22 protein-coding genes are annotated in these 22,331 nt (G+C 64.4%); 19 read left to right on the top strand and 3 right to left on the bottom strand.

What is annotated here, in order from left to right; genetic code table 11:
* The first annotated feature begins 14 nt into the window (after positions 1 to 14).
* Together queA and tgt are read left to right on the top strand one after the other, a co-directional pair.
* Entirely contained in the window at positions 15 to 1,073 is a 1,059-nt protein-coding gene (queA, locus tag DSM104635_RS10795) for a tRNA preQ1(34) S-adenosylmethionine ribosyltransferase-isomerase QueA (RefSeq protein ID WP_158766203.1), read from the top strand.
* Positions 1,070 to 2,194, top strand: a complete 1,125-nt coding sequence (tgt, locus tag DSM104635_RS10790; protein WP_158766202.1) for a tRNA guanosine(34) transglycosylase Tgt — start codon at positions 1,070 to 1,072, stop codon at positions 2,192 to 2,194. Before queA ends, tgt begins: the two co-directional genes overlap by 4 nt.
* Here the strand turns inward: tgt and DSM104635_RS10785 are convergent.
* Complete coding sequence (locus DSM104635_RS10785; RefSeq protein WP_158766201.1) at positions 2,191 to 2,730, bottom strand: hypothetical protein; 540 nt, start codon at positions 2,728 to 2,730, stop codon at positions 2,191 to 2,193. The genes tgt and DSM104635_RS10785 overlap by 4 nt on opposite strands.
* A gap of 98 nt (positions 2,731 to 2,828) precedes the next feature.
* Here DSM104635_RS10785 and hrpB point away from each other — a divergent pair, with 98 nt between their 5' ends.
* Entirely contained in the window at positions 2,829 to 5,261 is a 2,433-nt protein-coding gene (gene hrpB, locus DSM104635_RS10780) for an ATP-dependent helicase HrpB (protein ID WP_158766200.1), read from the top strand.
* A complete protein-coding gene (locus DSM104635_RS10775; protein ID WP_158766199.1) occupies positions 5,261 to 6,205 on the top strand; it encodes a threonine ammonia-lyase in 945 nt (314 codons plus the stop codon). Before hrpB ends, DSM104635_RS10775 begins: the two co-directional genes overlap by 1 nt.
* Before the next feature lie 87 nt (positions 6,206 to 6,292).
* On the opposite strand, the gene DSM104635_RS10770 is transcribed toward DSM104635_RS10775, so the two are convergent.
* Positions 6,293 to 8,350, bottom strand: a complete 2,058-nt coding sequence (locus DSM104635_RS10770) for a lytic transglycosylase domain-containing protein (protein ID WP_158766198.1) — start codon at positions 8,348 to 8,350, stop codon at positions 6,293 to 6,295.
* A gap of 97 nt (positions 8,351 to 8,447) precedes the next feature.
* Here DSM104635_RS10770 and dapA point away from each other — a divergent pair, with 97 nt between their 5' ends.
* Complete coding sequence (gene dapA / locus DSM104635_RS10765) at positions 8,448 to 9,347, top strand: 4-hydroxy-tetrahydrodipicolinate synthase (protein ID WP_158766197.1); 900 nt, start codon at positions 8,448 to 8,450, stop codon at positions 9,345 to 9,347.
* 4 nt (positions 9,348 to 9,351) lie between these two features.
* Positions 9,352 to 9,825 (top strand): SsrA-binding protein SmpB, encoded by a 474-nt coding sequence (gene smpB / locus DSM104635_RS10760; RefSeq protein ID WP_158766196.1) that lies wholly within the window; start codon positions 9,352 to 9,354, stop codon positions 9,823 to 9,825.
* Positions 9,826 to 9,938: 113 nt separating this feature from the next.
* Here smpB and DSM104635_RS10755 read toward each other — a convergent pair whose 3' ends face one another.
* Positions 9,939 to 10,583, bottom strand: a complete 645-nt coding sequence (locus DSM104635_RS10755) for a uracil-DNA glycosylase (protein ID WP_158766195.1) — start codon at positions 10,581 to 10,583, stop codon at positions 9,939 to 9,941.
* A gap of 47 nt (positions 10,584 to 10,630) precedes the next feature.
* Between DSM104635_RS10755 and folK the strand changes: the two genes are divergently transcribed.
* The 13 genes from folK (at position 10,631) to parC (ending at position 22,303) form a co-directional block, all read left to right on the top strand.
* Complete coding sequence (gene folK, locus DSM104635_RS10750) at positions 10,631 to 11,155, top strand: 2-amino-4-hydroxy-6-hydroxymethyldihydropteridine diphosphokinase (protein ID WP_158766194.1); 525 nt, start codon at positions 10,631 to 10,633, stop codon at positions 11,153 to 11,155.
* 90 nt (positions 11,156 to 11,245) lie between these two features.
* The gene (gene rpoZ, locus DSM104635_RS10745) at positions 11,246 to 11,596 is read left to right on the top strand and encodes a DNA-directed RNA polymerase subunit omega (protein ID WP_158766193.1); all 351 of its coding nucleotides are present in this window, start codon (positions 11,246 to 11,248) and stop codon (positions 11,594 to 11,596) included.
* A gap of 4 nt (positions 11,597 to 11,600) precedes the next feature.
* The gene (locus tag DSM104635_RS10740) at positions 11,601 to 13,832 is read left to right on the top strand and encodes a RelA/SpoT family protein (RefSeq protein ID WP_158766192.1); all 2,232 of its coding nucleotides are present in this window, start codon (positions 11,601 to 11,603) and stop codon (positions 13,830 to 13,832) included.
* Positions 13,819 to 14,556 (top strand): hypothetical protein, encoded by a 738-nt coding sequence (locus DSM104635_RS10735; RefSeq protein ID WP_158766191.1) that lies wholly within the window; start codon positions 13,819 to 13,821, stop codon positions 14,554 to 14,556. Before DSM104635_RS10740 ends, DSM104635_RS10735 begins: the two co-directional genes overlap by 14 nt.
* 155 nt (positions 14,557 to 14,711) lie before the next feature.
* A complete protein-coding gene (gene pyrE / locus DSM104635_RS10730) occupies positions 14,712 to 15,296 on the top strand; it encodes an orotate phosphoribosyltransferase (RefSeq protein ID WP_158766190.1) in 585 nt (194 codons plus the stop codon).
* Positions 15,293 to 16,051: a pyridoxine 5'-phosphate synthase gene (locus tag DSM104635_RS10725; protein WP_158766189.1), complete on the top strand. Its 759-nt coding sequence runs from the start codon at positions 15,293 to 15,295 to the stop codon at positions 16,049 to 16,051. Before pyrE ends, DSM104635_RS10725 begins: the two co-directional genes overlap by 4 nt.
* 9 nt (positions 16,052 to 16,060) lie before the next feature.
* On the top strand, positions 16,061 to 16,480 hold the full coding sequence (gene acpS, locus DSM104635_RS10720) for a holo-ACP synthase (RefSeq protein WP_158766188.1): 420 nt from the start codon (positions 16,061 to 16,063) through the stop codon (positions 16,478 to 16,480).
* A gap of 121 nt (positions 16,481 to 16,601) precedes the next feature.
* Positions 16,602 to 17,372 (top strand): signal peptidase I, encoded by a 771-nt coding sequence (gene lepB / locus DSM104635_RS10715; protein WP_228445654.1) that lies wholly within the window; start codon positions 16,602 to 16,604, stop codon positions 17,370 to 17,372.
* Positions 17,369 to 18,067: a ribonuclease III gene (gene rnc, locus DSM104635_RS10710; protein WP_158766187.1), complete on the top strand. Its 699-nt coding sequence runs from the start codon at positions 17,369 to 17,371 to the stop codon at positions 18,065 to 18,067. Before lepB ends, rnc begins: the two co-directional genes overlap by 4 nt.
* Positions 18,060 to 18,992 (top strand): GTPase Era, encoded by a 933-nt coding sequence (gene era / locus DSM104635_RS10705; protein WP_158766186.1) that lies wholly within the window; start codon positions 18,060 to 18,062, stop codon positions 18,990 to 18,992. Before rnc ends, era begins: the two co-directional genes overlap by 8 nt.
* Before the next feature lie 31 nt (positions 18,993 to 19,023).
* Positions 19,024 to 19,236 (top strand): DUF433 domain-containing protein, encoded by a 213-nt coding sequence (locus DSM104635_RS20165; RefSeq protein ID WP_158766185.1) that lies wholly within the window; start codon positions 19,024 to 19,026, stop codon positions 19,234 to 19,236.
* A complete protein-coding gene (recO, locus tag DSM104635_RS10695) occupies positions 19,236 to 19,964 on the top strand; it encodes a DNA repair protein RecO (RefSeq protein WP_158766184.1) in 729 nt (242 codons plus the stop codon). The genes DSM104635_RS20165 and recO overlap by 1 nt, the downstream gene beginning before the upstream one ends.
* A gap of 95 nt (positions 19,965 to 20,059) precedes the next feature.
* On the top strand, positions 20,060 to 22,303 hold the full coding sequence (gene parC, locus DSM104635_RS10690) for a DNA topoisomerase IV subunit A (RefSeq protein WP_158766183.1): 2,244 nt from the start codon (positions 20,060 to 20,062) through the stop codon (positions 22,301 to 22,303).
* Positions 22,304 to 22,331 lie beyond the last annotated feature (28 nt).

The raw sequence follows: 22,331 nt of genomic DNA, 5'->3' as shown, positions 1-22,331 counted from the left end.
CGGCGGTCCATGACATGCGCGTTGACCTCTTTGATTTCCAGCTACCCGAAGAGCTGATTGCGCTCCGCCCCGCACGGCCGCGCGATAGCGCGCGGCTGTTGCTCGTGCCGGCTGAGGGCGGGTTTGAGGATCGAACTGTGCGCGACGCGCTGGGCTTGTTTAGGCCGGGCGATCTTCTGGTGTTCAACGACACACGTGTAATCGCGGCCGCGTTGAGAGCCGTGCGACCGAGCCGGGATGCGCAGGCGCCGGATGTCCAGGTCTCGCTCAATTTGATTGAGCGTCTCGCGCCAGATCGCTGGCGCGCCCTGGCCAAGCCGGGGAAGCGATTGAAGCCGGGGGACCTATTGCTGTTCGAGGACGGCCTAAAAGCGACAATCCAGGCGAAACACGACGAAGGCGCCGTCGATCTTTGCTTCGATCGCTCGGGCGCCGCGCTGGACGCGACGATCGCGCTGGTCGGCGCGCCGCCGCTTCCGCCGTACATCGCGGGAAAGCGCGCGCCGGACGCCGAAGACGCGCGCGACTATCAGACCGTGTTCGCGGCAAACGACGGCGCGGTCGCGGCGCCGACCGCTGGTTTGCACTTCACGGACGAATTGCTCCTCGCTCTGGAGGATGCTGGCGTAGAGAGTGCGCGCGTGACGCTGCACGTTGGCGCCGGCACTTTTCTGCCTGTGAAGGCCGAAGATACCGAGGCGCACACCATGCATTCGGAGTGGCGCGAAATCAGTGCAGCAACGGCGGACGCGGTCAATCGCGCCAAAGCCGAGGGCCGGCGCGTTATCGCGATCGGCACCACCGCACTGCGTTCGCTGGAATCCGCGTCGGATGAGGGCGGACGCGTCAGCGCGGTCTCCGGCGGCACCGATATCTTCATCACGCCGGGCTATCGCTTTCGCGTGGTCGACGGACTTTGGACCAACTTCCACCTGCCGCGCTCGACGCTGTTCATGCTGGTGTCGGCGTTCGCTGGGCTTGAACGCATACAGGCGGGGTATGCGCATGCGATAGCTAACGGCTACCGCTTCTATTCCTACGGCGACGCCAGCCTGTTATGGCGAGCGGAATGAGCGGCTTTCCGTTTGAGATTCACGCGCGCGACGGCGCGGCGCGCATCGGTGTGCTGCGCACGCCCCGCGGCGAAGTCCGCACGCCTGCGTTCATGCCGGTGGGGACCGCGGGTACCGTGAAGGCGCTGACGGTGGAGCAAGTGGCTTCGACCGGCTCAGACATCATTCTCGGCAACACCTATCACCTGATGCTGCGTCCGGGCGGCGAGCGCATGGCGCGACTTGGCGGGCTGCATCGCTTCATGCGCTGGGACAAACCGATCCTCACCGACAGTGGCGGGTACCAGGTGATGTCGCTCTCTCAGCTGCGGAAGCTCGACGCTGAGGGCGTGACATTCCGCAGCCATGTCGACGGCGCACAGCATCGGCTGACGCCGGAGGTCGCGATTCAAATTCAAGCCGATCAGATCGGCGCCGACATCGTTATGCAGCTGGACGAATGTCCCGCGCTGCCGGCGCCGCGCGCGGATGTGCAGAAAGCGATGGAGCTATCCCTGCGTTGGGCCGAGCGTTGCAAGCGTGCGTTCGGTGCGCGTGATGCGCAGAATTTGTTTGCGATCGTGCAGGGCGGCACGGACGCCGTGTTGCGCCGACAGTCCGCGGAGTCGTTGGTGAGCGAGGGCTTTGATGGGTACGCGATTGGCGGCCTCGCGGTCGGCGAGGGCCATGACGCCATGCTCGCGACGCTCGACGTCACCACGCCGTGTCTGCCGCAGGAACGGCCGCGTTACCTGATGGGCGTCGGCAAGCCGATAGACATCGTTGAAAGCGTGGCGCGCGGGATTGATATGTTCGATTGCGTTCTGCCGACGCGCTCCGGCCGGCATGGCCAAGCGTGGACCGACGCCGGGCCGCTCAACATCAAGAACGCGCGCTTTGCGGAAGACCTGACGCCGGTGGATGAGAGCATCGATTGCCCAGCCAGCCGTGACTATTCCAAAGCCTATTTGCACCATTTGTTCAAAGCCGGTGAGCTACTCGGCCAAGTACTGCTGTCGTGGCACAACGTCGCCTACTACCAGCATTTGATGCAGCGCCTGCGTGACTCCATCGCCGCGCAGAATCTCGATGACTTCCGTGCCGCGTTTCGCGCACGTCTTACGCCCGAGGTCGAAGACTAACGCTGGCGTGCAACGTTGGGCGGCGGCGGCGGGATCATGCCGGGGCAACCGAGCGAGGCGCCATAGCCGCGCAAGAACGTGCGCCGCTGCTGGCCGTTGGCGACAGCGCGCAGCGCGTCGCGTTCCGCGCGGCTGGCGCCCGAAATGCGCCGCACCCATGAGCGGAACGGGATCAGGTCTTGCGCGGTGCTTTCGGCGGCGGAGATGGCTTGTTCTTCGACGAAGTCGCCGCTGCGGTCCCAGACGTTGCGGTTGGGGCCAGGCTGATAGCTCTCCGGGCCAAGCACGCCATCGAGCGCGGCGATCTCGCGCGTGACGGCGTGGCAATCGGCCAAGGTCGCGGTGGAATAGGGATATTGCAAATTGCGCAGCAGCAGCGGGATTTCCGGGCGCATCAAGCCGACGTCCCGCAGCGGGATGTAAGCCGCGTCGCCGACGCCGCGGCGGGTGTCTGCCGTGCGGCCAGACGAGCACGCCGCCAAACCGATCGCGAGGATGGCCGCTGCCGCCACCCGACCAAAAATCGCCACCCGCATGTTCCGCTCCCAGCTCGTTCCAGTCAGCCCTATAGCCGGGCGACCAAGCCACGCCAATGTGGCGAGACATGGCCATCCCGGCGGGTTAATCCCGCCCCATGCTTCCGGTTGAGGACGTTCTTCCGACTTTGCGCGCGGCGCTGGCCGAACGCGGCGAGGCCGTGCTGGTCGCCCCGCCCGGCGCGGGCAAGACGACGCGTGTGCCTCTGGCTCTGTTGGATGAGCCGTGGGCGCGGACAGGGAAAATCATCTTGCTCTCGCCGCGCCGGATCGCGGCACGTGCCGCGGCGGCGCGGATGGCGAGCGAACGCGGCGAGGCCGTGGGCGGTACGATCGGTTATCGCGTGCGGCTGGATTCGCGCGTCGGGCCGAAGACGCGGATCGAGGTTGTCACCGAAGGCGTGTTCACGCGGATGATCTCGGACGATCCGGAGCTGCGCGGTGTTGCGGCCGTGCTGTTTGATGAATTTCACGAGCGCAGTTTGGAGGGTGATCTTGGCTTAGCCCTCGCGCGTGACACGCAATCGGCGCTACGGCCTGATCTCAAGATCGTGGTGATGTCAGCGACGTTAGACGCCGCGCGTGTCGCGGCGCTGTTGGGTGATGCGCCGGTTATTGTGAGCGAAGGCCGGAGGTTTCCGGTCACGCATGTCTATCGTCCACGCGATCCGCGCGCGCTGCTGGAGCAGGAAACCGCGAACGCTGTGCGCGCTGCGCTGGCGGCGGAGTCGGGCAGCGCACTTGTGTTTCTGCCGGGCGTGCGGGAGATCGAACGGACGGCAGAGCGGCTCCGCACCGATCTGCGCGATCCGAACGTGGACATCCGGCCGCTCTATGGCGCCATGAGTCCGGCGGATCAGGACGCTGCCATCTCTCCTGCGCCAGCGGGACGGCGCAAGGTGGTGCTGGCGACGTCGATTGCTGAGACCAGCTTGACCATCGACGGCGTGCGGATCGTCGTCGACGCTGGATTGGCGCGGCGACCGCGCTACGAACCGGCGTTAGGCCTCTCGCGTCTCGAAACAGTGCGAGCGAGCCAGGCCGCCATCACGCAACGGGCTGGGCGCGCGGGGCGCTTGGAGCCGGGGGTTTGCTGGCGCTTGTGGAGCGAGGGTGAAACGCGTTCGCTGCCGGCGTTTGAGCGACCAGAAATTCTCGATGCTGATCTCTCGGGCTTGGCGCTCGACTTGGCGGCGTGGGGTGTGGGCGACCCGACGACCTTGGCGTGGCTCGATCCGCCGCCGAAGCCGGCGTGGAACGAAGCGATTGCGCTGCTGACGCGGCTCGGGGCGTTGGATGAGGCTGGGCGGCTCACGGAGCATGGCGCGGCGATAGCGACGCTGCCGTTGCCGCCACGCTTGGCGCACATGGTCATTGAGTCCAAACAATTCGGCGAGACGTGGTTGGCCGCGACTCTTGCGGTGCTGCTGACTGAGCAGGGTCTAGGAGGACGCAGCCCCGATTTGGCTGATCGCGTGAATCAACTCGAGTGGGACAAAGGAAAACGCGCCGATGCCGCGCGAAGTTTAGCCCGCCGCATCTCACTGTCCGCAGGCGGCGGAACTGGTCGCAACGATGAACTTGCGTCTGGTCGGGTGCTCGCGCGCGCTTTTCCAGACCGCGTCGCGAAATCGCGCGGCGGCGGCGCGTTCCTTATGGTCAATGGGCGGGCGGCTAGCATGGACATGTCCGAGCCGATGGCCTCCGCGCCGTTCATTGTCATCGGTGAAACCACAGGCACAGCGGGCAAGAGCAGAATTCTGTCGTTTGCCGCGATCTCCGCGCAAGAGGTTGAAGAGGCCTTCTCCGCTCAGATCGAAACGCGTGCAGCAGTCAGCGTTGACGCGGCAACCGGCGCCGTGCGTGGACGGCGGACGCGGCGGTTGGGCCGCGTGGTTCTTTCCGAAGCGCCGCTTGAGAAACTGAACGCCGACGAGATGAAGCAGGCGCTGCTCGATGCTGTGCGCGACGATGGCCTGGCGCTGCTGGATTGGGATGACGCCGCGAAGCAGGTGCGGGCGCGCGTGGCGCTGATGCTGTCGCTGGAGGGTGAGGCGTGGCCGGATTGGTCTGACGACGCGCTGAGCGCCAAGCTCGATGATTGGCTTGCGCCGGCGCTAGCGTCGCGTCTCGGTGATGTAGATGTTGCGCGGGCGCTTCAAAACACGCTGGACTACGAGGAGCGCCGCAGGCTCGATGCTGAGGCGCCGGCGCGCTTTGAGACGCCTGCTGGCTCCTCCCTCGCAATTGACTACGAAGCCGAGGGCGGACCGGCGCTCGAAGTTCGCCTGCAAGAGCTGTTTGGTATGGACAAGCATCCCACAATCGCCGGCGGCCGCGTGCCGTTGACGTTGCGCCTGCTTTCGCCAGCGCATCGGCCGGTGCAAACGACGAAGGACTTGCCAGGCTTCTGGCGCGGCTCTTACGCCGCGGTGCGCGCCGAAATGCGCGGCCGTTACCCAAAGCACCCCTGGCCCGAAGATCCCCTGAGCGCGCCGCCGACGCGTCGCGCCAAACCAAGAGGCTCTTGATGCTCCCGACCATTGGTGACGTGAAGGCAGCCGCCGAAAGGATCAAAGGCATCGCCGTGCGCACGCCGCTGATCCGCAACGACGCGCTTGATGCGCAGACTGGCGCGAAGGTGTTCGTGAAAGCCGAGAACCTGCAGCGCGGCGGCGCCTTCAAGATGCGGGGCGCGACCAACGCGATCGCCGCGCTTGCGCCGGAGGTGCGCGCGCGAGGCGTGATCGCGTTCTCGTCCGGCAATCACGCCATCGCGGTATCGACGGCGGCGAAACGGTTTGGCGTCGGCGCTGTCATCGTAATGCCGATCGATGCGCCGAAGATTAAGCTCGACACCACGCGATCACTCGGCGCCGAGGTGGTGACTTACGATCGTGTGAAAGAAAGCCGTGAAGAGATTGGCGCGAAGCTTTCCGGCGATCGCGGCTTGGCCATGATCAAGCCGTTCGACGATCCGTTCGTAATTGCCGGCCAAGGCACGGCGGGTTTGGAGATCGGTGAAGAGATCAGCCCCGACATCGTATTTGTGCCGGCGAGCGGCGGCGGGTTGTCGACCGGTACGGCGCTTGCGCTGCCGAAGGCGCGCATCTTTGCGGTGGAGCCTGCCGAGCACAACGATATCCAACGCACGCTGGAGACCGGCTCGATCCAGCGCAACGCGCCGGGCATTCGCTCGATCTGCGACGGGCTGCTGACGGAGCAGATGGGGGAGCTCACTTACCCGATCGCCCGCGCGCGGTTCGAACGCGTGGTGCCAGTGTCGGATGAAGCCGTGCTGCGCGCGATGAAGTTCGCGTTTCGGCACTTGAAGCTCGTGCTGGAACCGTCGGGTGCGGCCTCGCTCGCGGCGCTGTTGGAAGGCGGCGTCGATGTACGCGGCCAAACGGTGGCGATCATCGCCAGCGGCGGCAACGTGGATGCGGAAACCTTCGTCCGGGCGCTGGCGGTTTAGTCTCTCGGACCGCCGGCGTCTCCAAACTCAAGGTCGTCGCGATTGAAGCAAACCGCCGGCGAGACGCCGGCGGTCCACGAGGGCGGCTTAGTAGCTGCCGCGGCGCAGGTCGCGTTCGAGCTGAATCTGCGTTGGTTCGCCGGCCAAGCGATAGCGATACACTTGCAGGTTCTCGGTGACGCGTTGCACGTAATTGCGCGTCTCCGCGAACGGGATCAGTTCGATCCAATCCACCACGTCAACCGAACTTGAACGTGGATCGCCCCAATCGGCGATCCACTCGCGGGCGCGGTGGGAGCCGGCGTTGTAGGAAGCGATCGCCAGCACGTAGGAGCCACCGAAATCGTTGACCAAATCGGCAAGGTGCGCGGAGCCAAGTGTCATGTTGTATTGCGGATCGCCCGTGAGCGAGGCGCGCTGATAGCTCAAGCCTTCGCGGCGCGCCTGCATCTGCGCCGTGCCGGGAATGAGCTGCATCAGGCCGTGGGCGTTGGCGTGCGAGACCACGCTTGGGTCGAACTCGCTTTCTTGGCGGATGATTGACAGCACCAGCGCCGGCTCGATGCGGTTGCCGCTGCGCACCGTCTCCGGGAGATCGATCAGCGGATAGGCGGCGTTGACGGCGATCACATTGCGGAAAAGACCGGCCTTGGCGTTGCGCAACGCCGTGCGGTTATAGGATTGCTCGCGGCCGAGATTGGACAGGAGTTCGACCTCTTGCGGATCGTCGAGCGTGTCATCGAGATAGAACGCAATCGACTCGAAATCGCTCTGGGCGCCGACTTCGGCCATGAGCCGCAGCGCGCGGACCAGTTCGCGGTTCTCGAAGCGGTTGCGCGCGGCGTCGCTGACGGCGGCGGTTTGTGGCAGCGACAGCGTCGCCGTGCGGTTGCCCCGAGTGGCGGCGAGCTGACCGTAATAAGTGAAGCTGTACTGAGCCGCTTCGTTGAAGAGGCGCTCGGCGTCGCCGGCCTGGCCCATGGCTCGGGCGGCTTCGGCGCGCCAATAGAGCGCGCGCGAACGGCTGACGGGCGCGGAGACGTTTTCCGAGAGATGCGCGAAGTGTTCGGCGGCGCGCTGCGGCTGATCGAGGAAGCGCAGCATCAGCCAGCCGCTCATCCATTCGGCGTCGGCGAAAGATTCGCCCGACGTGAGGCCGTGATTGGAGACCAGGTCGTACGCGAGCCGGTAGTTGCCGGCGCGCAACGCGCGCGGGACGTAGAGGCGGCGCTCCTGGAAAATGTCGGAGCGCGCCGCGATCGGCGCTTGGCGCGCATCGATCCGCGCGGCCATTTGCATGGCGTCCACGGGTTGGTCGGTGCGGCGGCGGTACTGGGCGCGATCGTAGAGCAGGCCGGGATCGTCTTGGCGCGAGGACGGCACGGCGTCGATCGCGGCTTGCAAGCCACGGCGTTGACGCGACTGCACCGCGATGCGGGCGTTGGCGAGGGCGCGATCGGCCGATGAGAGATGGCCGAACAGGCCGCGGGCTTCGCTGCGTTGGTCGCGCCAGAGCAGGCCATCGACACGGGCGGCGTAGTCTTCGCTGCTGAAGTCGAACTCTTGTTCGGCGACTTGAACGGCGCGCGCGGTTAGACCGCTGTCGCGGAAAGCGTTACGGGCAATGTCGTTGGCCTCGCCGCGTTGGCCGGCTTCTTTCAGCGCTACCGCGAGCGCGATGCGGCCGTCGCCCGTAATGGGTCCGCCGTCTTGGCGCAGGAACGCGATGCGCTCCGCCGGGCGCAGGCTGGAGTCAAAGATCGCTTGCTCGGCGCGCGTGCGCATGGTGGTGCGGCCAGGCCAGCCTTGCAGTTCGTCGAGCGCCTGGGAAATATCGGAGAAATAGAGCGGCGCTTCGGTCGAAGCCGCCCAGCGCCATTGCAGCATGCGCCGCACTAGCGGATCAGTTGCGCTGTCGCGTAGCGCGGCCAAGCCGCCCCAGTCTTCACGTTCAGCGGCAGCCAAACCATCGCGCAGCCGCATCCGCTCGGCCTGCACCGGCAGCGGTGGAGGCGGCGTGTAAACGGCGGCTTCGGCCGTCGCCGGGCCGGGCGCCGTGCCTGACTGGCCTGCGCTCGAGGCGACCAAAAGCGCGCTCGAAACGGCCGCGATTGCCGCGATGCGAACCATTCTGGGAGTGTCCATTCTTCCCCGCCTCGAACCGAAACAGCTTCGGCCCGTGAGCCTTCTGGCTACGAGCCGCTATTTAACCTCGCCCGACAGTGTGGCAGGAATCGCGCCAATGCCACCCCACACCCAGCGCGCCGCCACGATTCACGGGTCGATACCGGCTCTTATTACGCCATTCCGTGACGGAATCGTAGATGAACGGGCGTTCCAGCTGTTTGTAGAACACCAAATTGCCGAAGGTTCACACGGGCTTGTGCCGTGCGGGACGACGGGCGAATCGGTGACCCTGAGCGTCGCGGAACATGTTCGGGTTGTGGAACTTTGCGTTGAGGCAGCGGCAGGGCGCGTGCCGGTCGTTGCGGGTGCGGGCTCGAACAACACGGCGCATGCGATTGAGTTGGCGAAGGGCTGCAAGGCCGTGGGCGCCGACGCGGTGCTGGTGGTGGCGCCGTACTACAACAAGCCGAGCCAAGAGGGCATTTGCGCGCACTTCAAAGCGATCAACGACGCGGTCGATATTCCGATTGTCGTCTACAACGTGCCAGGCCGCACGGTGGTGGACATCAGCGTCGAGACGATGGGGCGGCTTTCGAAGCTCGCCAATGTGATCGGCGATAAGGACGCGAGCAGCGATGTGGGGCGCGTGTCGCGCCATCGCACGCTCTGCGGAGACGCGTTCATCCAATTGTCTGGCGACGATCCGAACGCGGTGGGCTTCAATGCGTCGGGCGGACGGGGCTGCATCTCCGTTACAGCAAACGTGGCGCCGAAACTTTGCGCGCAGCTGCAGGACGCTTCGCTGCAGGGCGCGTTCGATGCAGCGCGTCAGATCGAGGAGCGCTTGGCCGAACTACACAAGGTGCTGTTTCTCGAACCGTCGCCGGCGCCGGCAAAGTATGCGTGTTCGCTGTTGGGGCATTGCACGGAAGACGTGCGGCTGCCGATCATTCCGTGCAGTGATGCGGCGAAGGCGAAGATCAAAGCGGTGATGACGCAGGCTGGGTTGCTCTAAGCCGATGGCCAAGAAAGCAGATCCAAACCGCAAGCTGATCGCCGAGAACCGCCGCGCGCGGTTCGATTACGCGATCGAGGACACGCTGGAAGCCGGCATCCAACTTGTCGGCACCGAGGTGAAGTCGCTGCGCAGCGGACGCGCCAACATTGCTGAGAGCTACGCCAGCACAGAGAAAGGCGAGCTTTGGCTGATCAACGCGACCATTCCGGTGTATCCGCCGGCCGGGCAGTTTAATCACGAGCCGCGCCGGAAGCGGAAGCTGCTGGTGCGCGGGCGCGAGCTGAAGAAGCTGGTTAGCGCCGTGGATCGCGAGGGCCGCACGCTTGCGCCGCTGAAGCTCTATTTCAACGATCGCGGTATCGCGAAGGTCCAGATCGCGTTGGCGACCGGCAAGAAGTCCCACGACAAACGCGCTGCTACGAAGGATCGCGAATGGAAGCGCCAGCAGGGGCGTTTGCTGCGGGACAAGGGCTAAGCCAACGCCACAAGCAATATGGACCGCCGGCGCCCTCGCCGGCTCTTTTCTATCCCGCGAACGCCGGCGCTTGATCGTTCGCGCGCGTGCCGGCGGGGCGCCGGCGGTCCATATTAGGCCAGCGCTAATTCTTTGGCGCGCGCCATCGCTGCTTCGAACATCTCCGTCGTCAGCCGTCGCGTCTGCGTGTTGTAGCGCGAGCAGTGGTAGCTGGAGACGAGCCAGCGGCCGCCGGGGAGCTCAGCTTCGCATTGGTGCGCGAATTTGGCGTAGGTGGGCTTTAGACCGTGCGCGCGCAGCACGCTTTCGTGGGCGATGGAGCCGAGAGCGAAGAGCACTTTCAATTTTGGCAGCGCTTCGATCCGCGACGAGAGAAACGGCCGGCACGTCGCGATTTCCGCCGGCGTTGGCTTGTTTTCCGGCGGCGCGCAGCGGACGGCGTTGGTGATCATCGTGTTCTTCAGCGTGAAGCCGTCATTGGGATCGGCGCGATACTCCCCTTCTGCGAGGCCCAGCTTCTTCAGCGTGCCGTAGAGCAAGTCGCCCGCGTAATCGCCGGTGAAGGGGCGTCCGGTGCGATTGGCGCCCATGCGTCCCGGCGCGAGGCCGACGACAAGCAGTTTCGCATTCGGATCGCCAAACGAGGGCGCCGCGCCGTTGAACCAGGTTGGCTCTTTACGCGCATTTTCTTCGCGGTACGCCACCAAGCGTGGGCACAGCGGGCAGTCCCGCGGCGCCTCTGGTGGAACGGTGCTCACCGCTGCATTTCCTTTTCAATCCTCGCGCCGTGCTATGAGTGCGCAGCATGACCAAACCAATCGCCTACATCGCACTGGGCTCCAACATGCCATTTGAGGGCGTGCCGGCGCCGCGCGTGTTGGCGCGTGCTGTGTCGGCGATCGAGCTTGCGGGTTTCACCCCGTTTGCGCTCTCTGGAGTATGGGAGAGCGCGGCCTGGCCGCTGAGCAATCAGCCCGACTATTACAACGCGGTGGCGGCGCTGGACCCAGCAGGCTTATCGCCGCAAGCGCTGTACGCGGCGCTGCGCGACATTGAACTCAACTTTGGCCGCGAACGGCGCGAACCGAATGCGGCGCGGACGCTGGATCTCGACATCATCGCGGTGGAAGGGTTCGCCGGAACCTTCGGTGCGATCACACTGCCGCATCCGCGCATGCACGAGCGCGCCTTTGTGCTGGCCCCAATGGACGAGGTGGCGCCCGATTGGCGGCACCCGGAGACGGGCTTGTCGCCCTCGGAGATGCTCGACTTGCTGCCGCCGGGACACCGTTACCGGCGGCTTAGCGATCTGGCCGTGGAGGCCGGGTAGGGCCAGCGTCCCTGCCGCATTGCGAAATACCGCGAGACCCACTAGGTTGTGCGTCCATTCCGCTCCGATTTGACCTGAAGGAAGCACGCCTTGGCCCGCGTAACCGTCGAAGATTGCGTAGAAAAAATCCCAAACCGGTTCTCGCTGGTGCTCCTGGCCGCGCACCGCGCGCGCAACATTTCCTCCGGCGCCGAGCCCCTGGTCGACCGCGACCGCGATAAAGACCCGGTCGTCTCGCTCCGCGAAATCGGCGACGGCGCCATTACCCCGGAAGAGCTCCGGGACAGCTACGTGATGCTCTACCAGGACGTGCAACCGGCGGCCGCGGCCGAGGAAGAGCAGGATCGTCTGGCCATCGCAGCGCCAGTCGAGACCAGCGAAGAAGACGTCCTCCGCGCGCTCCAGCAGGAAGCCGAAGCGCAGCGCGACGAGCGGTACTAGGCCCATGTCAGGCGGTGACGGAGTCGCCGCCCAAGCCCCGGCTGGTCAAGCAAAGGCTGGCGCGGGCGATGCGCCGCGTTATCTGCGCCAGTTCCAGCTGGTCGAGCGCATGCGTGCGTACGATCCCTCGCTTGATGAGAGCTTGGTCAACCGCGCCTATGTGTACGCGACGGCGAAACACGGCAGTCAGCTCCGGCACTCCGGTGACCCGTACTTCGCGCACCCGATTCAGGTCGCGGGCATTCTGACTGAGTACAAGTTGGACGCTGCGACCATCGTGGCGGGGCTGTTGCACGATACAGTCGAAGACACGGACGCCACCAAGGAAGACATCGCCAAGCTGTTCGGCGGTGAGATCGCGGATCTCGTCGAAGGCGTCACCAAGCTCTCGCAGCTCGAAATTCAGAGCGAGGAAAACAAGCAGGCGCAGAACCTGCAGAAGTTCATCCTCGCCATGTCGCGCGATGTGCGCGTGCTGATCGTGAAACTCGCTGACCGGCTGCACAATATGCGCACGCTCAGCCACATCCCCAAACCCGAGAAGCGCCGCCGCATTGCGATGGAGACGCTGGAAATCTACGGGCCGCTGGCGCGCCGCATCGGCATGGAGAAGATGGCGCGGGAGTTGGAGAGCCTTTCGTTCCACGAAGCGTTTGCCGAAGCCGAGGCCGCTATCAATGTGCGCCTAGAGCAGCTGCGCGCTGAGAAAGGCCAGAACGTCGCGATCATCATCCAGACGATCATGGAGGTGTTCGAGTTCGCCGGCATCGATGCGCGCGTGTTCGGCCGCGAGAAGCTCCCGTACTCGATCTGGCGCAAGTTGCAGCGCAAGAACCTCGAATTCTCCGATCTCGCGGATGTCTATGCGTTCCGCGTCATCGTCAACAATCCGGATGATTGCTATCGCGCGCTTGGCCTTATCCACCAGACTTGGCGCTGCGTGCCGGATCAGGTGGAAGATTACATCTCCAACCCCAAGCCGAACGGCTATCGCTCGATCCACACCACGGTGATCGGTCCTGGCAACGTGCGCGTCGAAATCCAGATCCGCACCGAGGAGATGGATCAGATCGCCGAGAATGGCGTCGCCGCGCACTGGCGCTACAAGAACGAAGCCTACGGCTTTGACGAAGAGCTTGCGGCCTCCGCCGGGCTCGACGCGCGCGAAGCAACCCGTTCGCTATTGGAAATCGCCGAGCATGGCGGCGACGCCAAGGAATTCCTCGAGCACGCCAAGCTCGAAATGTATTCCGACCACGTATTCACCTTTACGCCTAAAGGCGCGCTGATCCCGCTGCCACAGGGCGCCTCGCCGCTCGACTTCGCCTACGCGGTCCACTCCGACATCGGCGACCGCGCCATCGGCGCGAAAATCAACGGTGCCGAGCGCCCGATGCGCACAGTGCTGCGTAACGGCGACGTCGTTGAAGTCATCACGTCGGAAAAGATCGCACCGCTGCCGGGGTTTGAAGCGCTGGCGAAGACCGGTCGCGCGAAATCGGCGCAACGCCGGCTGGAACGTGCGGCCCGCCGCGAGGAGTTCGGCAAGCTTGGGCGCGAGTTGGTCTCGCACGCACTGCACCGTTATGGCCACGAACTCGCGGATACTGCGCTGAAGCAAGCCGCTGAGCGGCTTGGCAAGCACGACGAGGACGAGCTGTTCGCCGCCGTCGGCGAAGGGGCGATCAAGGCCAGCGCGGTTGCTGTCGCGGCATTTCCGGGGCTTGAGGACAAGGTCCGGAAGGACGAAAAGCGGCGACCCATGGAGCTGGAGAAGGCCAAGCTCTACGTGCGCGGCAGCGATTTAACGCCGGGCGTGGCGCTGCATTTCGCCGAATGCTGCTCGCCGATTCCGGGTGACCGGATTCTCGGCGTGCAATTGCCGGGCAAGGGCATCATGATTCACACCATCGATTGCGAAGAACTTGGCAAGCTCGAGGACGAAGCCACAGCGTGGATCGATCTGGCCTGGACGCCGAACGCGCTGACGCGGACGCTCGCGGTCGGGCGGATCATCGCCACCGTTGAGAACAAACGCGGCGTCTTGGCGGAGTTGTGCGGCATCATCGCGGAGAACGAGGGCGACATCCTCAATCTCCGGCTCGCCAAGCGCAGCGTCGATTTCTTCGACATGGTCTTCGACGTCGAAGTCGCCGACGCCCGCCACCTCACCAACATCGTCGCCGCCATGCGGACGTCGAAGGCGGTGAAGGAAGTCGAGCGTGTGCGCGGCTAGCTTTTCGACTGCGACGGGACCGTGTAGGCAGGGGCAAATTGCGGCAGTGCTGCCAAAAACGGGGGACAGGGTGAAGATCAAACCGTACGTGAGCGAAGCCACGAATACCTTCTACAATTTGATGTTCTGCGATGACGCGGACCTGTTGGCCAAGCACGCGAAGGGGGTTGCACCGGCTCTGAAGCCCCTTGTGGATCGCTTCGATGAAAAGAAGGTGCGCGCCATTGCGGAGTCGCCCGAGACGCATCCGCGCTATCGTGCGCTTGCTGGCAATCAACTCGCGGCCGCCAAGAGAAAATCTTCTCCCGAGGTCACTGTGTGCGGTGTGGTTGCCGAAGTGCCGATGGAAGGCGGACAGGACGTGTTCGCCGTCTTCACGGATGGCAGCATCCGTTACATCAACAGCGAGGGCAAAGTGGCATTTTCCGACGGTATCGTACCGCCGCTGGTCGCCGCGACGAGCCGCGTGATGAAGGCAGCTGTTCTCTTCGCGGCCAAGAGCGGACCGCGAACGACTGACCGCCCCGCGCCGTCGCCTGGTCAGGCGCGCATCACCTGTTTGGTCTCAGACGGATCGCATGTCACCCACGGGCCGATGGAAGCCCTGATGGCGGACACCTTCGCCGCGCCGCTGCTGAAGGCGTGTGGCGAACTGTTGAAGACTTTCGCTGATCTCTCTCTCGACCAGCGCGTGCTCCTGGAGATGGAGCGTGAAAAGCAGTGACGCAAGCCAAGCCGTCGCTGCCGCGCGAACGAACAATACGGTGAACGACGTGGAGCGTGTGCGCGGCTGGTTGGCCGGCCTCCTGCCGACTCGATCCCATACCATGCGGCGCGCCAGCAATCGACGCGACGCGGTTGAACCGCTACATACGGCGCATGAATCAAGACCAAGCTCTCGACGAGTTCCGCGCGGCCGGCGCCTTGCTGGAGGGGCACTTCATCCTCTCTTCTGGTCTCCATTCGCCGGTGTTCTTCCAGAAGAACGCCGTGTTCATGGATCCGGCGCGGACCGAGCGACTGTGCAAAGCGCTGGCGAAGAAGGCGGAGGCGGCGTTCGGCAAGATCGACGTGGTGGTGTCGCCAGCAGTTGGCGCGATCATTCCGGGATACGAAACGGCGCGCCATCTCGGGGCGCGCGCGATGTTCGTGGAGCGCGAGAAGGGTGAGTTTCAGTTGCGGCGCGGGTTTGAGATTAAGCCGGGGGAGCGCGTGCTGATGGTCGAGGACGTGGTGACCACGGGCTTGTCGTCGCGTGAATGCTTAGACGCTATTCGTGGCCATCCCGGAGAACTCGTTGGCGCGGCGTGCTTGATCGATCGCTCCGGCGGCAAGGCTGACATTGGCGCAAAGCTCGTTTCGCTCGCGAGTGTCAACGCGCCAGCTTATCCCGCTGATCAACTGCCGCCGGAACTCGCGGCGCTCCCCGCGATCAAACCAGGCTCGCGCGGTCTCGCAGCATGACGAAGCGCGTCAGGCTCGGCGTCAACATCGACCACGTCGCGACGATCCGGAATGCGCGTGGTGTTTCCTATCCCGATCCAGCGCGCGCCGCTGTTGTCGCGCTTGAAGCGGGCGCCGACGGGATCACGGCGCACTTGCGCGAAGATCGCCGGCATATTTCTGACGACGACATCACGCGGCTCGCAAAGATGTTGCGCCAACGGGATCGGCCGCTGAATCTGGAAATGGCGGTGACGTCAGAGATGCTGGCGATCGCGTTGCATCACAAACCGCACGCGGTGTGCCTGGTGCCGGAGCGGCGCGAGGAACGCACGACCGAGGGCGGGCTTGATGTCGCGCACGGCCACAACTGGATCGCCCCGTTCGTGCAGAAGCTCCGCGACAACGGCAGCCGCGTATCGCTCTTCATCGGCGCCGATCCGCTGCAGATTGAAGCGGCGAGCCGCACCGGCGCCGAGGTGATCGAGTTACACACCGGCGCTTTCTGCGACGCCGCGCGTGACGGCGACGAAGGCCAAGCACGCGCCATCCTCACGCAGCTTGTTGCCGGCGCTCAGCAGGCGGCGTCGCTCGGGCTGGAAGTCCACGCCGGTCATGGCATCGACTACGAGACGGTCGCGCCGATTGCCGCCATCCCCGAGGTGGCGGAACTCAACATCGGCCACTTCCTAGTGGGCGAGGCGATCTTCATCGGGCTGGCGGACGCCGTGTCGGAAATGCGGCGGCGCATCGACGCGGCCCGGGCGCCCGGTTAAGCAGCGCCCATGATCCTGGGCATCGGCTCCGACATTATCGACATCCGCCGCATCGAGCAGACGCTCGCCCGCTTTGGCGATCGCTTCACCCGCCGTGTGTATACCGAAAAGGAACGCGGCCGGGCGGAGCGCCGACCCGAGCAGCGAGCGTCCACCTACGCCAAGCGCTTCGCGGCCAAAGAGGCGACCTCCAAGGCGCTCGGTACAGGCATGAAACAAGGGGTTTTTTGGCGGGACATGGGTGTGGCGAACCTTCCCAGCGGCCAGCCCACCATGCGGCTAACGGGGGGCGCCTTGCGGCGCTTGGAACAATTGACCCCGCCCGGCCATACCGCGCACATCCACGTAAGCCTGACGGACGACTATCCGCTGGCTGTCGGCTTCGTCATCATTTCGGCTGAGTTAGACCGGAAGGAGCCGGGCGAGTGATCCGGCTGCCGCGCCTGGGGAAACCCATCGCCGCCAAGGGGGCGGCTACGTCAAGGAATGCACGCCAGTTTGCCCGCGCGGGCGAAAGTCTCCGCGGCGCGGCCCCACGAGCGAGAAACGCATGAGCATGAGCACTACCTCTTCTTCTTCGCAGCAGCCGGCGATGGATGTCTTCTGGGACAACGTGAAGACGATCCTCTACGCGCTGGCGCTGGCCATGGTGCTCCGCTTCACCATCGCTCAGCCCTTCCGCATTCCGTCCGGCTCGATGCAGCCGACGCTGGAAGTCGGCGACTACATCGTGGTGACAAAATGGTCCTACGGCTACGGGCGCTTTTCGTTTGCGCCGCTCGAAGGCCTGCTGCCTCGTGGGCGTCTGTTCGGCAGCCAACCGCAACGCGGCGACGTTGTCGTATTCCGTCCGCTGCCCGAACCGGACCGCGACTTCATTAAGCGCCTCATCGGCATGCCCGGCGACCGCATCCAGGTCATCAACGGCGCCGTACACATCAATGGCGAACCGATCACGCGTGAATCATTGGGCGCCGTGTCGTTCGAAAACGAAGCGGGCTTCGTCGAACAGATCCCGGCCTGGCGCGAAACGCTGCCGAACGGCGTCAGCTACACGACGTTCGACAAGAACCCGCGCGGCGAACTCGACAACACCCGCGTATTTGTGGTGCCGGACGGCAATTACTTCATGATGGGCGACGATCGCGACAATTCCGCTGACAGCCGCGTGCCGTCGGTCGTGGGTTTCGTGCCGTACGACAACTTGGTCGGTCCGGCGCAGTTCACGGTGGTATCATTTGATTCCAGCACGTCGATCTTCCGCCCGTGGACGCTCTTTACCGGCTTCCGCGGCGAGCGCTTCCTCAAGTCTGTGAATTGAGCACGGCGCACCAGCACGACGGCCAGCTTGCGGAGCTGGAACAGCGCATCGGCTACGTCTTCAAACAGCGTGCGCTGCTGCGCGAAGCGCTGACGCACGGCAGCGTGCAAGACGGCAAGAAGCAGCGCGATTACGACCGACTCGAGTTTCTGGGAGATCGCGTACTGGGCTTGGTCGTGTCCGAGCGACTCTTTGCCGAACATCAAAGCGAACAAGAGGGCGAGTTGGCGCCGCGTTACAATGCGCTGGTCAACATGCACGCCTGCGCCACCGCTGCGCGCGCAGCTGGGCTCGGCGAGGCGCTCATTCTCTCCCCTTCCGAAGAGGCCAATGGCGGGCGCAACAAGGAAGCCATTCTGGGCGATATCTGCGAGTCCGTGATCGCAGCGCTCTACCTCGACGGCGGCTTCGAGGTGGCCAAGGCTTTCATCACGCGCTTCTGGGGCGATGCGTTCGACGATGTCAAAACCGCGCCCCGCGACGCCAAGACCGCGCTGCAGGAGTGGACGGCGGCGCGCAAGAAGGGCTTAAGCTACGCCGTGATCGAACAATCCGGACCAGAGCACGCGCCGCACTTCGTCGTCGAAGCGCGGGTCGACGGCTTTCCGCCAGTGCGCGGCGAGGGAGGCTCCAAGCGCGAAGCGCAACGTGCGGCGGCGTCGTCGTTTCTGAAGGCGCGAGGCGTTCATGGCTGAGCGACGTTGTGGTGTCGTTGCGGTGCTCGGTGCGCCGAACGCTGGCAAATCCACACTGGTGAACTCGATTGTCGGCGCCAAGGTCGCGGCGGTGACGCAGAAGGTGCAGACCACGCGCGCCTTGGTTCGCGGCATTGCCATGCGCGACCAGGTGCAGCTCATTCTGATCGATACGCCCGGCGTGTTTGCGCCGAAGCGCCGTCTCGACCGCGCCATGGTGGCGGCGGCCTGGAGCGCGCTCGAAGGCGCCGACGCGATCGTGCACGTCGTGGATTCACCGGCGCACGCGCCGGATGGCGCCAAGAAGGGCGCTGACGCGCATTCGGTGCAAGACACCGCGTCGATCACGCGGGCGTTGAAGGAACGCGACACGCCATCGATTCTGGCGCTCAATAAGACGGACGCCATCGCGCGTCCGGCGCTGTTGGAAATCACGCGCGATCTGGTTGAGCAAGGCCTTTACACCGACGTCTTCATGATCTCTGCGCGGAAGGGCGAAGGCGTTGACGATCTCGCGCGTACGCTTGTTGATCGCGCACCGGAGGGTCCGTGGCTTTTCCCCGAAGATCAAACCATGGACGCGCCGGCGCGCGTGCTCGCCTCGGAGATCACGCGCGAGAAGGCATTTCTGCGCTTGCACGAAGAGCTGCCGTACGAACTCACGGTCGAGACCGAGACGTGGGAAGAGCGCAAGGACGGCTCTGCCAAGATTGATCAGACCATTTTCGTCTCACGCGAAAGTCAGCGCAAAATTGCCATCGGCGCCAAGGGCCAGACCATCAAGACCATCGGCGAACTCGCGCGTAAAGAGATGGAGGAGGCGTTCGATCGCCGCATCCACCTCTTCCTACACGTGAAGGTGCGCGAAGGCTGGACCGAAGAACGCGCGCTGTATCAACGCTTGGGGCTGGATTACGAGGCGTGACGCAGCGCGCGAATTGCGCGATATAAGCGGCATGACACTTTTGGATCGCATCACGGTCGAGCCTGGCAAGATGAACGGACGGCCCTGTGTCCGGGGGATGCGCATTCGCGTTATCGACGTACTCGCCAGCGGAGTGACTAACGAAGACATACTGCGCGATTATCCTTGTCTTGAAGCAGATGATCTTCGCGCTTGTGTGGCGTACGCGTCAAAGCAGCTCGGTTCGTCCGTAGAAGTCCGCTGATGGAATGGGTGGACGACGCGATCGTGCTGGGTGCGCGGCACTTCGGCGAGGGTAAGCTCGTCGCGGAAGTGTTTGCGCGCGATCACGGCCGTTATGGCGGCGTCGTGCATGCAGGGCGGAAGTCGCAGCCGATTTTGCAGGCGGGCAACGTCGTGCATGCTGGCTGGAAGGCGCGGCTCTCGGAGCAGCTTGGCTTCTTCAGTCCGTTGGAATTAGCCGAACCGCACGCGACGCGCCTGCTCGATGATCCGATTGCGCTCGCGGGATTGTCGTCGGCGGTCACGCTTGTGCGCGCAGCGCTGCCGGAGCGGCAGGCTTATCCGCAGCTCTATGACGCCTTCATGGTGCTGATCGAAGCGATGCCGCAGAACGATGTGTGGCCGGCGCTTTATGCGCGCTTCGAACTCGGTCTGCTCTCCGCGATCGGCTACGGCATCGATCTCACGCGCTGCGCGGTGACGGGCGAGACGGAGAACTTGGCCTGGGTCAGCCCGCGCACGGGCCGCGCAGCGACTTATGACGCTGGGCTCCCGCACGCCGATGTTCTTTTGAGGCTGCCGCGCTTTCTGATCGATCCGGAAGCGCAACTGAAATCGGGTGATGTGGCCGACGCCTTCGCGCTGGCTGGGTATTTCCTCGAGCGTCGTTTGTTCGATCAGCGTGGGGAGAACATGCCTGAAGCACGCGCCCAGCTGATCCAGCGTTTAGGATTTGCAGGACGACTTTAGGTGTCAGGTACCGGGTGTCAGGTGTCAGCGGGCATCTGGCGTTTCCCAGCGATTCCTGACACCTGACACCCGAGACCTGACACCTGGAAGCTAGAATGGCTGACGACATCACTAGGTCGCCGGAAGAAGGCGGGCGGATCATCGATGAGCCGATCGGCGAAGCGCTGGCCAAGCGTTATCTCGCCTATGCGCTCTCGACGATCACGAGCCGGGCGCTGCCGGACGTGCGCGACGGCTTGAAGCCGGTGCATCGCCGCGTGCTCTACGCGATGCGGCGCTTGAACCTCACGGCGGACGCCCAGTTCAGGAAGAGCGCGAAGGTCGTCGGCGACGTGATGGGCGACTTTCACCCGCACGGGGATCAATCGATCTACGACGCGCTGGTGCGCCTCGCGCAGGACTTTAACTCGCGCTATCCGCTGATCGACGGCCAAGGCAATTTCGGCAACATCGACGGCGATAACCCCGCTGCCATGCGCTACACCGAAAGCCGCATGACCAAAGCGGCCGAAGCGCTGCTTGAAGGTATCGACGAAGACGCGGTCGATTTCCGCCCGAGCTATGACGGCTCGAAGGAAGAGCCCGTTGTGTTGCCGGCGGCGTTTCCGAATTTGCTGGCGAACGGCTCAAGCGGCATCGCCGTCGGCATGGCGACGAACATTCCGCCGCATAATGTCGCCGAGCTGATCGATGGCTGTTTGCTGTTGATCGAGAATGCGAAGGCGACGACGGATGATTTGCTGAAGGTCATCCCTGGGCCGGATTTTCCGACAGGCGGCATCGTGGTGGAGTCCCCCGAAGCGATCCGCGAAGCTTACGAGACTGGGCGTGGCGGCTTCCGCGTGCGCGCGCGCTGGCATACGGAAGATCTCGGCCGCGGGATGTGGCGCATCGTTGTCACCGAGATTCCGCACCTGGTGCAGAAGTCGAAGCTTGTGGAAGCGCTCGCCGCAACGATTGAGGACAAGAAGGCGCCGCTGCTCGGTGACGTGCGCGACGAGAGCGCTGAAGAGATGCGGCTGGTGCTGGAGCCGAAGGCGCGGACGGTTGAGCCGGCTGTGCTGATGGAGAGCTTGTTCAAGCTCACAGCGCTGGAGACGCGTATTTCGCTCAACATGAACGTGTTGGACGCGCAGGGTGCGCCGCGGGTGATGGGTCTGAAGGAGGTGCTGCGCGCTTTCCTCGATCACCGCCGGGACGTACTCCAGCGGCGCACGGCGCATCGCTTGGAGAAGATCGCGGCGCGGTTGGACGTGTTGGCGGGCTTGCTGATCGTCTTTCTCAATCTGGATGAAGTGATCCGCATCATCCGCAATGAGGATGATCCGAAGGCGAAGCTGATAGCACGTTTCAGGCTGAACGATGTGCAGGCGGAAGCGATCCTGAACACGCGTCTCCGTCAATTGCGCAAACTCGAAGAAATGGAAATCCGCCGTGAGGATGCGGCGCTGCGTGAAGAGCAGAAGGAGCTGCAAGGCCTGCTCGAAGACACGCGAAAGCAATGGCGCAAGGTCGCGGGCGAGCTGAAGGAAACGCGCAAGCTGTTTGACCCGAAGACCAGTCTAGGCAAGCGCCGCACCGAACTGGGCGAAGCGGCGGCCGTGAGCGCGGAGATCGATCTTGAAGCGTTCGTGACGCGCGAGCCGGTGACGGTGGTGCTCTCGGAGAAGGGTTGGATCCGCGCGTTGAAGGGCCACGTCGCCGACCTGACCGAGATCAAGTTCAAGGAAGGCGATGGCGCGCAGCACATTGTGCAGTGCCAGACGACCGATAAGCTCTTGCTGTTCGCCTCCGATGGACGCGCGTTTACGCTCGATGCACACAAGCTGCCGGGCGGACGCGGACACGGCGAGCCGGTGCGGTTGACGATCGAGATGGGCGACATCGACGAGGCGGTGGCGCTGTTCGTGTACGAGGAAGGCGCCAAGCGCGTGGTGGCGAGCCATGAGGGCTACGGCTTTGTCGTGCCGGAGAGCGAGATGCTGGCGACCAAGCGCTCTGGCAAGCAGGTGCTCAACGGTCGCGCCATGCAGGCGGCGAAGGTGATTGGTGATCAGGTGGCGGTGATCGGCGAACGCAAGAAGATGCTGATCTTCCCGCTCAGCGATCTGCCGGAGATGACGCGCGGCAAGGGCGTGAAGCTGCAGGGCTACCACGATCGCGGGCTAGCCGACGTGAAAGTGTTCGAGAAGGACGAGGGCCTCACCTGGGAGGATGGCGCGGGCCGTGTGCGTCAGGTGCCTGAATGGAAGGACTATCGCGGCAAGCGCGGCGGCGCCGGCAAAGTGGCGCCGAAGGGCTTCTCGCGCTCGGGGCGCTTCTCTGACGTGATTGGATAGCGTTACCCACAAGCTTCCGCTAATAGGT

Source organism: Terricaulis silvestris (assembly GCF_009792355.1).
Classification (GTDB): domain Bacteria; phylum Pseudomonadota; class Alphaproteobacteria; order Caulobacterales; family Aquidulcibacteraceae; genus Vitreimonas; species Vitreimonas silvestris.
This window is presented reverse-complemented; position numbering and strand designations above follow the sequence as displayed.